Origin of the sequence: Sphingomonas sp. R86520 (assembly GCF_042466285.1) — a bacterium.
GTDB lineage: Bacteria > Pseudomonadota > Alphaproteobacteria > Sphingomonadales > Sphingomonadaceae > Sphingomonas.
The window spans coordinates 3,925,574-3,938,483 of sequence record NZ_JAXHBZ010000001.1 but is presented as its reverse complement, the minus strand read 5'-3'; the positions used below and the strand labels follow the sequence as shown (position 1 = coordinate 3,938,483).

Sequence of the window (12,910 nt, the reverse complement as noted above, 5' to 3'; positions counted from 1 at the left end):
AGGACCTAAAGCACCCGCACAGAAACCCGCGCCCGCGGCCCCAGCATCACCTCGGTCATCGCCCAAACGAGAGCATCAGCCCGATCCGGCGACCGCCCCGGCCCCTCATACCCGCCGCCCGCGATCAGCCCGCAAAGCTCGTCCTCCAGGTCCGGAAACGCCCCCACATGCCAGGCCCGCCCAGCCTCGTACAAAGCCGCCACCGGTTCCGCCCGCGCGACTTTCCCCAGCGACGCATGCACCAGTTTCACCGGCATCGCCCGGTCGGCACCGGCAAGCACGCTCCCCACCATCGTCCCCCCCTGGTTGGCCTCCGCGATCACCCGGTCCGCACCATGCCGCGCCGCGCATTCCGCCACAGCCCGAGCCCACCCCTCGGGACTGGCCCCGGACACGCTCGCATCCTCCAGCACATACCCAAACCCATCGACCCCGAGCGCCACCACCACGATCCCGCAAGCATCCCCAGGCCCCCCGGACACACTCCCGGCGGGAGGATCCACCCCCACCACGACCCGCGTCACCGCCGGCGCAAAAGCCACCCGCCGAGCCTCCACCAGCGCCCGAGTCCAGAGCGCCCCCACGACATCCTCGATCAGCTCGCCATCCAGCTCCTGCCGCCCCAACCGAGTCCCCGCGTACGTGGCCGTAACGGCCTCCACGAAACTCACCGGCAGATGCACGTTATCGACAGTCCGCCCCTGCGACCGCACCACCCCCGGCAACGCCAATATCCGCCGCAACAGCGCCACCGGCCGCGGCGTCGTCGTCACCACGATCCGCGGCAGCGTCCCCAGCCGGAGCCCCATCATCAGATTGTCCCAGGTCGCATTCCCATTGCGCCACTTGGCCACCTCGTCGCACCAAGCCGCCTGATGCTCCGGCCCTCGCAAAGCCTCGGGCGCCTCCGCCGAATAGGCGAACGCCAACGCCCCGTTCGCAAACCGCAGCTCGCCCAGCCCGGCCCGCCACACCGGATCCTCGTCATCCCGAGCGACGGCCAGCAGTCCGCTCTCCCCCTCGATCATCACCCGCCGCACGTCCTCGATCGTAGCCCCGACCAGCGCGATCCGAGCCCCGGGATTGTCCCGCGCCACCTGGCTGACCCACTCCGCCCCAGCCCGCGTCTTCCCAAATCCGCGCCCCGCCAGGATCACCCAGATCCGCCAGTCGTCGCGCGCATCGCCCGCCCCGAGATGCTGCCCCGGATGCGCCCACACCGCCCACCGATCATGCAGTTCATGCCGCTCCGCCGCCGTCAGCCGCCCGAGCAGCGTGGCCCGACGCGCCTCCGACAACGCCGCCAGTTCCGCGATGACGTCACGCGCTGCCTCCCGAGGCGCGTCAGGCGGCACCTCACCGGACACGTCGCTCATATCTCACCGACCGAAGACGCGCGGAGCCGTTGCGCCAGCGAATCCAGCTTCTTGGCGATCGACGCATTGGTCTCGGCCACGGTAGCCCGCCGATGCTGCGGCCGCTTGCCACCGCCGCCGCCCGCCTGCGCCGCCCGAAAGCGCGCCAGCATCGCCAGCCCGACCTGCACCGCCTGCAACCCCGCCAGGTGCACGATCCCGGAGCCCGGCATCGCCCCCACAAGGACGGACGACCCCGCCCCCGACCCCGACCCTGACCCTGACTCCGCCACCATAGTCGTCAGCCCGTCATCGCCCACGGCAACGCCCATCTCCGCGCCCCCCTCCTCGCCGCCCACTTCGCCGCCCACTTCGCCTTCGCCGCAGGCACGCGCCGCGCCCATATCCGCCGGATCATTCCCCGCATCCTCCAGCACCACCCCCGCCGGATCACCCCGCAACCCCGCCAGCGTCGCCGTCAGCAAAGCCTCCTCCAGCCGATCATACCCACTCGCCAGAGCCTCGCCCCACAACGCCGCGAACCCCGGTTCCCGACGCCGCAACGCGTGCGCGCCCGAAGGCGTGATCCCGACGCTCACCGCCGAGGTCGTCACGTTCGCCGTCATCGACAATGCCAGCAGAAACCCCTCGCGCCGCGCCGCCGTCCACCCGTCCTTGCGCACCGTCCGCGCCTGCGTGATCCGGTTCTTCCCCCCGTTCACGACGACACCCGTCCCGCCACGCGCCAGCCTGCCATCAACGCCCACCCCGATCGCCATGCCGAGCCCCCCGCTATGTCACGAACCGAACCGCCAGAACGCGAAGAGGCCGGCGACACCCGAGGCTCCCACCCCGACCGTCCCGGCCTCTCTCCACCGAGCCATCCAGCCCGACCCGCAATTCTTCAGCGTTCCTGTTATGTACCAAACGAGCGTGACGATGTCAAGATAATTAACCGATCTGGTTACACTCCCGCGTAGCTAGTCTTCAGGCCACGCCTCGGCCGGCCAATCCCGCGCAGTATGGATCACATGCAGGATCGATATCTCCTCCCGATCGCCGCGCACCGTGATCGCATAGGCAATCACGTACGCCAGCCCCGTCACCGATTTCTCGAAAGTACCGCCAACCCGCCCCGGACGCCCGGTCGGGATAGCGCCTAGCGCCCCACCCGCATCACCGATCCGAGCCGCAACCCGGTGCGCGGCGTCAGGGTTATCCGCTGCAATATAGGCGAGTTGCGCCGTCAGATCGTCCAGTGCATCGCGGGACCAGACGACGGTCCGAGTCAACCACCCGCCTTGTCGCCAACCTTGTCGCCAACCTTGTCGCCAACCTTGTCGCCAACCTTGTCGATCGCCGCATGAAGCGTACGCACGGCATCGTCATGCCCGATCACCCGACCAGCCTCGACGTCATCGAGCCCACGCCGAATACCAGCAACGACGGCAAGCTCACGATCGACATATCCCGACACAGCCAGCGCCGCGAGATCCGAAGGACTCTGCCGCGTATCCTGCGCCAACCGCCCCAGCCGCGCCTTGAGCGCCGACGTTACCCTGATCGTCATCGTCGTGCTGCCGCTCATCACCGAACCTTCGCTCAAGACGTCACGGCACATACCACAGCGCCGGAATTGCACCAACGCGCGGACGCATGACGATGCCAAACTGCCCTGCTGAATAGCGCCAAGCCTGCAACTCGCCCAAAGCAAAAGCAGCATGTTTCCCCGCGAAGGCGGGGATCCAGTCTGGGCTCCCGCCGTCGCGGGAGAACAAGAAGGTGCCAGCGATCATCGCGCGGGCGTCAGCCAAACCCTTGTTAGGCTATGCTGGACAGAGCCGATGGCGGATCGTTTGGCGACTGTGACACGTCATGCAGAGTTGGAAACTACTCGCAATAAGCAGGTAACGCTAGGCATCGTCACCTGTCGGTCCGGCCAAGCTTGCCGGAACAATTCCAAGACTGAGCCCCAACGGTATATTCTCGACAGCAATCAGCGCTGCGTTGTCGGTCACAAGCCGGCCATCTTTAAGTTCGGCAAATGAGGGATACCATAGGTCGTCATCCGGAAGGAACTCGTAGACGAGTCGCACCGGCGCGAAACCCGCCGCGCCCATTTGCGCGATGAGATGGGCTGCACGTTTTGCGGCTCCATCTAGGGCATCAAGCGCTTTATAATTACGAGCGATATTCTGGCCTCGGACCAAAAACGAGACATGACAGTCTTCGTGAGTTGATTGCAATTCAACAATAGGATCTTGATACTTCGCCAGACGAGCGGACAGTTTCTTGAGCCAATATCGCACAGCAGCGTATGAGTCTTTGCCTGCCTCGGTCGCGAATGCCTTGATAAACGGATTCCATACCAAGACCATGTATGGGATCGACACTTGGAGTAACGTGAGCGTTGCCTCGGCAGCATTGTGCGAGCGTCTTTGGACATCGGTTGGAATCGGTGCTTCGCGCGCGATCTCGTAGAGCGTCTCAAGGTCGATCTCTCTTGCATCAGCACCGATCTCAAAACGAAGATCGTGTGGAAGCGCGGGTAGCTCCGTCGGCAATTGCACCTCTGCTAGTACGTCAAGGCCAAGTGCGCCGAAGCCCAGCTTCAAGGCGCTCTCGTAGAGGCCTAACATGGCTGCGACGAAAATCTCTCCAGATGAGTTTTCGAATACCTTGGCGACAAGTACCTTTCCCATTGGTCGTCCAGGATCGTGGCGGAGAAGGAGCGGAAAGGGATTATCATTGATCTTAGCCGCGAGTTCGAACGGATCGACCGGCACGAGCAAAGCTCCATCGGAGTCGGTCGCATTTGACCAAATCACTGAACTCGCGACGCGATCGAATGCAGCCCCTTTGGCGTGAACGGCTAAAACCTCCTTCATCCAGGCGGTTGCTTCAGGACTTTTCTCAATAAGATCCGGCATTATCGCCCTTCCCAAAGCCATGGTGGGACCGTGTGCGCTGGCCGCAACCGACATAGCCGGGGCATCGACCGACAGTCGAGGGCTGGGCTATTTGATCATTAATGTGGACGGGTCGAGACCGATAAGCTCAAAGCTGCACGACACGAATGCAGCCGCTTCACCGAAACCCCCACCCCCTCACCGAGTAGGCACAGGCTCCGCCCCCGAATAATCATAAAACCCGCGCTTCGTCTTCCGCCCGAACCACCCGGCCTCGACATACTTCACCAGCACCGGCGCCGGCCGGAACTTCGGATCGCCCGTCCCCTCGAACAGCACGCGCGTGATCTCCAGGCACGTGTCGAGCCCGATAAAGTCCGCCAGCGTCAGCGGCCCCATCGGATGGTTCAGCCCCAGCTGGCACGCGAGGTCGATGTCGCGCACGCTCGCCACGCCTTCGCCCAGCGCGAAGCACGCCTCGTTGATCATCGGCATCAGCACGCGGTTGACGATGAAGCCCGGCGCGTCGTTCGCATGCACCACCTGCTTGCCGAGCTTTTCCGCAAACGCCTCGACCGCCGCCACCGTGGCGTCCGATGTCGCCAGCCCCCGGATCAGTTCGATCGGCCGCATCACCGGCACCGGATTGAAGAAATGCACGCCCATGAACCGCGCCGCATCGGGCGCCGCCTGCGCCAGCCGCGTAATTGGGATCGACGACGTGTTCGACGCCAGGATCGCGTCCGGCCCCAACACCTTGCCGACCTCCGCGAAGATCGCGCGCTTCACCGCCTCCCGCTCGGTCGCCGCCTCGACCACGAGTCCACAGTCGCCCATGTCGGCAACACTCGCGACCGGCTCGATCAGAGCCAGCGCCGCATCGCGCGCGTCGCCTGCGATCTTCTCCTTCTCGACCAGCCGGGCGAGCGCCTTGGCGATCCCCGCCTTGCCCTTGCTCGCAGCGTCCAGCGACACGTCCGCCAACAGCACGCGGTACCCCGCCTGCGCCGACACCTGCGCGATCCCCGCGCCCATCTGTCCTGCACCAATCACGCCGATCGTCTGCATTTCTCTCTCCTAAATCGTTGCCCCTCCCTAGCCGCTTTTCCCCGCGCTGCCAGAGCGCTAGGCTGCAGCAATGCTGTGCAAACCGAACTTTTTCGCGCTCGCGCCCGTCATCGCGCTGCCACTCCTGGCCTGCTCGCCAAGCCAGCCCAAGGCGCAACCCAAGGCCGAGCTTGCACCAAAGCTCGAGCCCGTCTCCGCCACGCCGGCAACGCCTCAACCGACACCCGCCACCGACTCGCACACGAGCCCAAGGCCCGGCCCACTGAAGACCTTCACCGACTGGACCGTCGGCTGCGACAACGCGCTGCGTTGCACGCTCGGCTCGCTGATGCCCGAAGCCGGCGACGCCCCCGACCTCACCATCAACCTGACGCGCGAGCCCGGCCCCGTAGCGAGCGGCGGTGGCCAGATCTCACTGGCGCTGGAAACCCGCAACTTCGCCGACGCGAAGACGCGCCCGCCCGCCGGCTTCGCGGTCGACGGCACGCCCGTCGCGCTCGGCGACGCCGCCGCGCTCGCCGCCGCCATCGCCAATGCCCAAGCGCTCACGATCCTCGACGCGAACGGCGCCACGCTGGCCACGCTCTCGCTAAAGGGCGCCGCCGCCGCGCTCCGCTACATCGACGCGCAACAAAGCCGCGCGGGCAGTCGTGACGCGATCGTCGCCAAGGGCCCCGCCCCGTCGCGCGCACCAGCGCCAGCCCTCCCCGTCATCGCCGCGATCACGCCGTCGGGCGCCCCCGTTAGGCTCACCTCCGCGCAGGTCGCGCCGATGCGCAAACGCGGGTCCTGCGATCTCGCCAACTTCCCATCCGGCGCAGACCCCGCGCTGTTCGCCCCCGAGGTCCACGCGCTCGGCGGCGGCAAGTCGCTGGTGCTCTTCCCCTGCTCGACCGGCGCGTACAACCTGATCGGCGCGCTCTTCATCGTCGACGGCGCGAAGATCACCCCGGCGCAACTCGACGCACCCTCCGGCTTCGAGGAAACCGGCGCCGACTCCGGAACGCCCGTAAAGAGCGTCATCAACGGCAGTTTCAAGGACGGCGTCCTGACCAGTTACGCCAAGGGCCGCGGCCTAGGCGACTGCGGCGTCATCCAGAGCTTCGTCTGGGACGCCACCCGCTTCCGCCTGTCCGAGCAATCCGAAATGGGCGAATGCCGCGGCAACATCGACTACATCACCACCTGGCGTGCGAAGATAGTCCGCTAACTACCCCCTCCCCTTTAGGGGAGGGTCGGGGTGGGGCGTGACCCCAAGCACAGCCTCTCCTGGAAAAGCTCCCCCCTGAAGGGACGGGAGTTCAAGGCGCCGGCCGCTTCACCTGAGCCTCGGCCAGGTAAACCCCGAACAGCCCCTCAGGATCGGTCCACGCCGCCACCGGCGTCCACCCGCCCGACCGCAACAGGATCCGAGCATCCCGAGCGCCATATTTATGGCTATTCTCGGTATGGATCGTCTCCCCCGCCGCCATCTCGAACGACCGCCCATCCACCGTAAAGGCCAAGTCGCGCACCGCCTCCAGGTGCATCTCCACCCGAGCCCGATCGTCGTTCCACACCGCCTTGTGGCGGAACGCGTCGACCGAGATATCCCCGCCGAGCTCGCGATTGATCCGCTCCAGCAAATTCAAATTGAACGCCGCCGTCACGCCCTGCGCATCGTCATACGCCGGCACCAGCACATCCTCCCCCTTGATCCGGTCCATCCCGATCAACAGCATCGCCCCCACACCGAGCGACCCGCGCATCGCCCGCAACAGGTCCACCGCCATCAACGGGATCATGTTGCCAATCGTCGACCCCGGAAAGAACCCGAGCTTGGGCGTATCCGCGATCGTCTTCGGCAAACTGAGCGGCCGCATGAAATCCGCCTCGAACGGCAGCACCAGCAGCTCCGGAAACTGCTCGGCGAGAACCTTCGAGGATTCACGCAAAAAATCGCCCGAGATATCGATCGGCACATAGACCGACGGCGCCACCGCCTCGAGCAGGATCGGCGTCTTGGTCGAGGATCCCGACCCGAACTCCACCACCGCACGCCCCTTGCCGGCGATCGCCGCAACCTCGACGCACGCCGTCTCCAGGATCGCCCGCTCGGTCCGCGTCGGATAATATTCCGGCAGGTCGGTGATCGCCTCGAACAATTCCGACCCACGCCGATCGTAGAACCACCGCGCCGGGATCGCCCGCGGGCGGCGGGCAAGGCCTTCCAGCACGTCCGCACGGAATTGCGGGTCGGCCAGCGTCTGCTCGCCGTCCTCGATCTCAGGCTTCAACATCAGATATCTTTCGCAAGTCGCACGCCGGTGAACTGCCACCGCTGGTGTGGATAAAAGAAATTCCTGTAGCTCGCCCGGGCATGCCCGCGCGGCGTAGCACAGCTCCCACCCCGCAGAATAAACTGCGAACTCATAAACTTGCCGTTATATTCCCCCACAGCTCCCGCCGCAGTCACGAACCCCGGGTAAGGCCGATACGCGCTGCCCGTCCATTCCCAGACGTCGCCGAAAAAGGCCGGCCCGCCGGTCGCAGGCCGAGGCTCCACCGGCCCCGCCCCATCCATCTGGTTCCCGCCACACGCATCATGCGAAGCCGCCGCCGCCTCCCATTCGAACTCGGTCGGCAACCGTGCGCCGGCCCAGCTCGCATACGCATCCGCCTCGAAGAAACTCACATGCGTCACCGGCGCTGCCGGATCTATCGCGCGCCGCCCATCGAGCCCGAACCGGGTCCACCCGGACTCGCCCTCTTCCCAGTACAGCGGCGCGACGATGCCTTCGGCCTTCACCCACGCCCAGCCATCCGCCAGCCAATGCCGCGCCTCGCGGTAGCCGCCATCGGCAATGAACGCCGCCCATTCGCCATTGGTCACGGTCCGATCCGCAATCGCATGCGGAGCCAGCAACGCGGCATGGCGCGGTCCCTCGCAATCGAACGCGAACCCGTCGCCCTCATGCCCAACATCGGTAATGCCGCCATCATGCGAGATCCAGCCAACCGGCCCCGGCATTGCCACGGGCACTTTCCGCGCCGCCGGCCACATCGCGGGCTCCAGCGGGTTCTCCGAAAACATATGGAGGATATCGGTCACCAGCAATTCCTGATGCTGCTCCTCGTGATGACACCCCAGCGCCACCAGTCCTTGCGCATCCGCCGAAAGACCCGGCAATGCCTCCAGCAACGCCGCATCGACATGCCCGCGATACGCCCGAACCTCGTCGAGCGAAGGCCGCGTCACCATCCCCCGCCGGTCGCGCGCGTGTCGACGCCCCTCGGCCTCGTAATAGCTGTTGAACAGGAACGGGAATCGCGCGTCGTGCAGCGCATAGCCCGCGACATGATCGCGCAACACGAACGTCTCGAAGAACCACGTCGTATGCGCCAGATGCCACTTCGTCGGCGACGCATCGGCCATCGACTGCACCGTCGCATCCGCATCGGACAGCGGCGCGGCAAGCGCCAGCGTCAGATCACGGACTGCGGAGAAACGCTCGGCCAATGCCGATCGTTCGGATGCCAGACTTTGCGGACGAACAGGCTTCGGCATCGGTCTTCCTTCAGTCGGACGCCGTTCCTGCGACCCTTGAGCCCGCGGCTCGGATGCAAGCCCGCGCCCGGTCGCGCCTACTCGTTACCGCGTAGCCCCCGGTCGCCAAAGAACGTCCCCCGCCCCGTTTTGGTTCACCGCGCGCGACGCCACGAACAGGAAATCGGAAAGGCGATTAACATACGCTAATGCCGCCGGGTTCAGTCGCGTCCCCGCGACCGCCTCGACGGCCACCGCAGACCGTTCGGCACGCCGCGTGATCGCCCGCGCCAGATGCAACGCCGCCGCCCGCGCGGACCCACCCGGCAGGATGAAACTGCGGAGCGGCGCAAGATGATCGTTCATCGCATCGATCTCGTGCTCCAGCCGCTCGACCTGCGACGGCACGATCCGCAACACCATCTCCGAAGGCGCGAACCCGTCGTCGCCCGCCCCCTGCGCGGCCGGCGTAGCCAGATCCGCGCCAAGATCGAACAGGTCGTTCTGGATCCGCTCCAGCGCCACCGCGAGCGGATCGTCGCCGAGCGCCACCACTGCAATCCCGATCGCCGAGTTCGCCTCGTCGACATCGCCGATCGCCTGCATCAGCGCACCCGACTTCGACACCCGCGATCCGTCCACGAGGCCGGTCGTCCCGTCATCCCCGGTCCGCGTGTAAATCTTGTTCAGCTTGACCATGAATCTTCCAGCTAGCTCGTCACTCTGACGCCGTCACCCCAGCGAAAGCTGGGGTATCCCTCGTGGTTCGCGACGCCCGCCCCACGCGCCGTTACCCAAAGCCCGTCACCCGCCCCAAAACCCGTCACCCCAGCGAAAGCTGGGGTATCCCTCGTGGTTCGCGACGCCCGCCTTACGCAAAGATCCCAGCTTCCGCTGGGATGACGGCAAGTTGCGGGCACGCTGAAACTCCGACCGCCTCGTTCGATCCAGCCTAGGTCCGCCCAGCCGCAAACAAGATCACCACCACGATCAAAATCGCCAGCGCCTGAAAGAAGATCCGCTGCTGCATCATCCGATTCGACTTCAGCGACGCGGCACTCGGCCCGTTCCCATCGCGAACCTGCGCGCTGCCCTCCTGCAGGAACGACACGACGCCCCGCACCAGAGCCACGACGGTCGCGACCATGGCCGCGATGAGCAAGATGACGAGGAAAGTGTTCATGACCCGAATGTAAGCGCACCCGCCGACGCTAGCAATGCCACGCGAGGCGTTGCGAATGACCGCACGATGCGCGCAAATGCTGCATGTTATATCTGACGCTGAAAGCCGTGATCTCCGGCATCCTCATCGCCGCCGCCTCGGAGATCGCCAAACGCTATCCCGGCATCGGCGCGCTGGTCGCCTCGCTGCCTTTGGTGTCGGTGCTCGGCATGATCTGGCTCTGGCACGACAAGCCCGACCCGCAGACGATGGCCGCCCACGCCGGCGCCACCTTCTGGTACGTCCTTCCCTCGCTACCGATGTTCCTGCTGATCCCCGCCATGCTCCGCCACGGCGCCCCGTTCTGGCTGTCGCTCCTCGCCGGCTGCGCCCTGACGATCGCGCTCTACGCGGCGATGACCTGGGCCGCGCCGAGGCTGGGGATCGAACTGTAACGGCACTCGCGAACAGAAACACGACCACCGCAAAACGTACCCGCCACCCCGGCTAAGGCCGGGGCCCAGTTGGAAAGGTCGCAGTAACGAAGCGCAGCGCTCAGTTGGCAACGTCCCCCAACTGGCCCCCGGCCTCCGCCGGGGAGGTGCAAGGTTGCGGACAGACGCCCCCTCCAACCTGTTTCCCCGCGAAGGCCGGGACCCGGACTGGGCTCCCGCCTTCGCGGGAGAACAAGGAAGTGCAGACTGTACTCCGCTAGCCACTAGCCACCGAGTCTTGGTTCGAAGATATGGGCATCATCAGATTTTAGCCCTTAAGTCCCCCTCCAACTCACCCCCCAGCCCGCGACCGCTCGGCCAAAGCCACCCCATCCTCCCCAGCCTCCCGAATCTCCGCCAACGACAAGGCCCCATCCCGCTTGGCCAACCGCCGCCCCTCGGCATCCACCACCAGCGCATGATGATGATAGCGCGGCACCGCCAACCCCAGCAGCGTCTGCAGCACCCGGTGCACATGCGTCGCCGCGAACAGATCCACCCCCCGCACCACGTCCGTCACCCCCTGCGCGGCATCGTCCAGCGTCACCGCCAGATGATAGCTCGCCGGCGCATCCTTCCGCCCCAGCACCACATCCCCCTGCGCCAGCGCATCGGCCACAACCCATCCCGCCCCGGCATCATGCCAGGACAGCGCTCCCGCTTCGGCAACCGCCTTCGCCATGTCCAACCGCCAGCAGCACGCTCCAGTCCGCGCGGCGATGTCAGCCGAAGACAGCCCCCGACAAATCCCCGGATACGCTGGCCCGACATCCCCCTGCGGCGCCGACGCACTCGCCGCGATCTCCGCCCGCGTACAAAAACACGGATACACCAGCCCCCGCGCCTTCAGACCCTCCAGCGCCGCTTCGTAGATCGCCAGCCGTTCCGACTGGAAGACGAGCGCATCCCACCGCAACCCGAGCCACGCCAGATCCTCGAGAATGCCGTCGACAAACGCCCGCCGACTCCGCGTCCCGTCGATATCCTCGATCCGCAACACGAACCGCCCGCCTCGCTCTCGCGCGAAATCATGCGACCGGATCGCCGACACCGCATGCCCCAGATGCAGCCGCCCGGTCGGGCTAGGCGCGAACCGCGTGATTACGGTCACGATGCTTGACCTGACGATACGCGCCGTGCTGTCATGCAGCCGTCATCGCTTTCGTCCATAGGGCGTCGTGCGAAGCCTGTGTGGGAGGAGCCGTGTTTCACCCCGACCTTATACGCCACCCGGATGGTTGTCCGGCGCTCGTGCTCAATGCCGATTACACGCCGCTCTCCTACTATCCGCTCAGCGTCTGGCCGTGGCAAACCGCGGTCAAGGCTGTCTTTCTCGACCGTGTCGACATCGTCGCCACCTACGAACGCGAAGTCCGCAGCGCCAATTTCGCGCTGAAGCTGCCCTCGGTGATCGCGCTCAAGCAGTTCGTCCGACCGTCGCAATTTCCCGCCTTCACCCGGTTCAACCTGTTCCTGCGCGACAAGTTCACCTGCCAATATTGCGGCAAGCTGCGCGATCTCACCTTCGACCATGTCGTCCCCCGCGCGCAAGGCGGTCGTACCACCTGGGAGAACGTCGTCACCGCCTGCTCGCCCTGCAACCTGAAGAAGGGCGGCCGCACGCCTCGGCAGGCGGCGATGCCGCTCCACCTCGAACCGATCCGCCCGACCAACTGGCACCTCCAGGAGCACGGCCGCAGCTTCCCCCCGAACTACCTGCACGACACATGGCACGACTGGCTCTATTGGGACGTCGAACTCGAAGCCTAACCGCTTCCCCACGACGGGAGATACTATGCAGGTGAAACTTGTGGCGGCGCTCGCCGCGACGGGACTTTTGGTATGCGCGTGCAGCGACAAAGATGCGCAGCGCGCCCAGGCTGACCGCAACGCCGCCGGCTTCGTCCCCCCGTCGGTGACTTCGCGGCTCGATTTCGGCGCCAGCATGGAGCGCCGTTTCCGCACGCTCGACCGCAACGGCGACGACCGCATCACGAAGGACGAACTCCCGTCCCCCAACGCGCGGATCAAGGCGTTCGACCGCAACAAGGACGGCATCATCACCGCGATCGAATGGAGCGAAGGCACGCTCGCCTGGTTCGATAGGATGGACCTCAACCACGACGGCACGGTCACGTCCGAAGAACGCGCGGAGTCGCGTAAGCGCTAGGGTACGGGAACGCTCCTCCGTCCACTGCGCTGCGCTGCTGGCTGCCCCATACCTGGCCCCCCGCCGTATCCGTCACTCACAGGCGTAACCGTCAGTTGCCACTATAACCGTCGCCGGCCGCTTTAACCGTTATCCGCCACATAACCGTCGCGCACCACCATAACCGTTGCCGCCGCTTTAACCGTCACCCCAGCGAAAGTTGGGGTATCTCTCGTGGTTCGCGACA

General features: G+C 65.8%; 16 protein-coding genes. 4 read left to right on the top strand and 12 right to left on the bottom strand.

Annotated features, from left to right (window positions below; translation table 11 throughout):
- Window positions 1-5: 5 nt before the first annotated feature.
- From SJY41_RS18195 to SJY41_RS18165, 7 genes are all read right to left on the bottom strand, one after another.
- A complete protein-coding gene (locus tag SJY41_RS18195) occupies window positions 6-1,376 on the bottom strand; it encodes a DNA-packaging protein (protein ID WP_380783621.1) in 1,371 nt (456 codons plus the stop codon).
- The gene (locus SJY41_RS18190; RefSeq protein WP_380783620.1) at window positions 1,373-2,134 is read right to left on the bottom strand and encodes a hypothetical protein; all 762 of its coding nucleotides are present in this window, start codon (window positions 2,132-2,134) and stop codon (window positions 1,373-1,375) included. Before SJY41_RS18190 ends, SJY41_RS18195 begins: the two co-directional genes overlap by 4 nt.
- A 201-nt stretch (window positions 2,135-2,335) precedes the next feature.
- Window positions 2,336-2,647 carry a type II toxin-antitoxin system RelE/ParE family toxin gene (locus SJY41_RS18185; protein WP_380783619.1) on the bottom strand — a complete coding sequence of 104 codons (312 nt, stop codon included), beginning with the start codon at window positions 2,645-2,647 and terminating at the stop codon, window positions 2,336-2,338.
- Complete coding sequence (locus tag SJY41_RS18180) at window positions 2,644-2,943, bottom strand: CopG family ribbon-helix-helix protein (protein WP_380783618.1); 300 nt, start codon at window positions 2,941-2,943, stop codon at window positions 2,644-2,646. Before SJY41_RS18180 ends, SJY41_RS18185 begins: the two co-directional genes overlap by 4 nt.
- A gap of 22 nt (window positions 2,944-2,965) precedes the next feature.
- Window positions 2,966-3,151, bottom strand: a complete 186-nt coding sequence (locus tag SJY41_RS18175; protein ID WP_380783617.1) for a hypothetical protein — start codon at window positions 3,149-3,151, stop codon at window positions 2,966-2,968.
- A gap of 117 nt (window positions 3,152-3,268) precedes the next feature.
- Window positions 3,269-4,285 carry a hypothetical protein gene (locus SJY41_RS18170; protein WP_380783616.1) on the bottom strand — a complete coding sequence of 339 codons (1,017 nt, stop codon included), beginning with the start codon at window positions 4,283-4,285 and terminating at the stop codon, window positions 3,269-3,271.
- Window positions 4,286-4,462: 177 nt separating this feature from the next.
- The gene (locus SJY41_RS18165) at window positions 4,463-5,332 is read right to left on the bottom strand and encodes a 3-hydroxyacyl-CoA dehydrogenase NAD-binding domain-containing protein (protein ID WP_380783615.1); all 870 of its coding nucleotides are present in this window, start codon (window positions 5,330-5,332) and stop codon (window positions 4,463-4,465) included.
- A 70-nt stretch (window positions 5,333-5,402) separates the two neighbouring features.
- Between SJY41_RS18165 and SJY41_RS18160 the strand changes: the two genes are divergently transcribed.
- On the top strand, window positions 5,403-6,542 hold the full coding sequence (locus SJY41_RS18160) for a DUF1176 domain-containing protein (RefSeq protein WP_380783614.1): 1,140 nt from the start codon (window positions 5,403-5,405) through the stop codon (window positions 6,540-6,542).
- 91 nt (window positions 6,543-6,633) lie between these two features.
- Here the strand turns inward: SJY41_RS18160 and egtD are convergent, their stop codons facing one another.
- The 4 genes from egtD to SJY41_RS18140 all read right to left on the bottom strand — a co-directional run bounded on the left by egtD (window position 6,634) and on the right by SJY41_RS18140 (window position 10,041).
- Complete coding sequence (gene egtD / locus SJY41_RS18155) at window positions 6,634-7,611, bottom strand: L-histidine N(alpha)-methyltransferase (protein WP_380783613.1); 978 nt, start codon at window positions 7,609-7,611, stop codon at window positions 6,634-6,636.
- Window positions 7,611-8,879 (bottom strand): ergothioneine biosynthesis protein EgtB, encoded by a 1,269-nt coding sequence (gene egtB / locus SJY41_RS18150; RefSeq protein ID WP_380783612.1) that lies wholly within the window; start codon window positions 8,877-8,879, stop codon window positions 7,611-7,613. Before egtB ends, egtD begins: the two co-directional genes overlap by 1 nt.
- Before the next feature lie 84 nt (window positions 8,880-8,963).
- Window positions 8,964-9,557, bottom strand: a complete 594-nt coding sequence (locus SJY41_RS18145) for a cob(I)yrinic acid a,c-diamide adenosyltransferase (protein ID WP_380783611.1) — start codon at window positions 9,555-9,557, stop codon at window positions 8,964-8,966.
- 253 nt (window positions 9,558-9,810) lie between these two features.
- Window positions 9,811-10,041, bottom strand: coding sequence for a twin transmembrane helix small protein (locus SJY41_RS18140; protein WP_380783610.1), 231 nt, complete (start codon window positions 10,039-10,041; stop codon window positions 9,811-9,813).
- A gap of 83 nt (window positions 10,042-10,124) precedes the next feature.
- Between SJY41_RS18140 and SJY41_RS18135 the strand changes: the two genes are divergently transcribed.
- Entirely contained in the window at window positions 10,125-10,475 is a 351-nt protein-coding gene (locus SJY41_RS18135; RefSeq protein ID WP_380783609.1) for a DUF3147 family protein, read from the top strand.
- Window positions 10,476-10,806: 331 nt separating this feature from the next.
- Here the strand turns inward: SJY41_RS18135 and gluQRS are convergent, their stop codons facing one another.
- On the bottom strand, window positions 10,807-11,628 hold the full coding sequence (gene gluQRS / locus SJY41_RS18130; RefSeq protein WP_380784186.1) for a tRNA glutamyl-Q(34) synthetase GluQRS: 822 nt from the start codon (window positions 11,626-11,628) through the stop codon (window positions 10,807-10,809).
- Window positions 11,629-11,717: 89 nt separating this feature from the next.
- Between gluQRS and SJY41_RS18125 the strand changes: the two genes are divergently transcribed.
- Window positions 11,718-12,284: an HNH endonuclease gene (locus SJY41_RS18125; RefSeq protein ID WP_380783608.1), complete on the top strand. Its 567-nt coding sequence runs from the start codon at window positions 11,718-11,720 to the stop codon at window positions 12,282-12,284.
- A gap of 40 nt (window positions 12,285-12,324) precedes the next feature.
- Window positions 12,325-12,684 (top strand): hypothetical protein, encoded by a 360-nt coding sequence (locus SJY41_RS18120; RefSeq protein WP_380783607.1) that lies wholly within the window; start codon window positions 12,325-12,327, stop codon window positions 12,682-12,684.
- Window positions 12,685-12,910 lie beyond the last annotated feature (226 nt).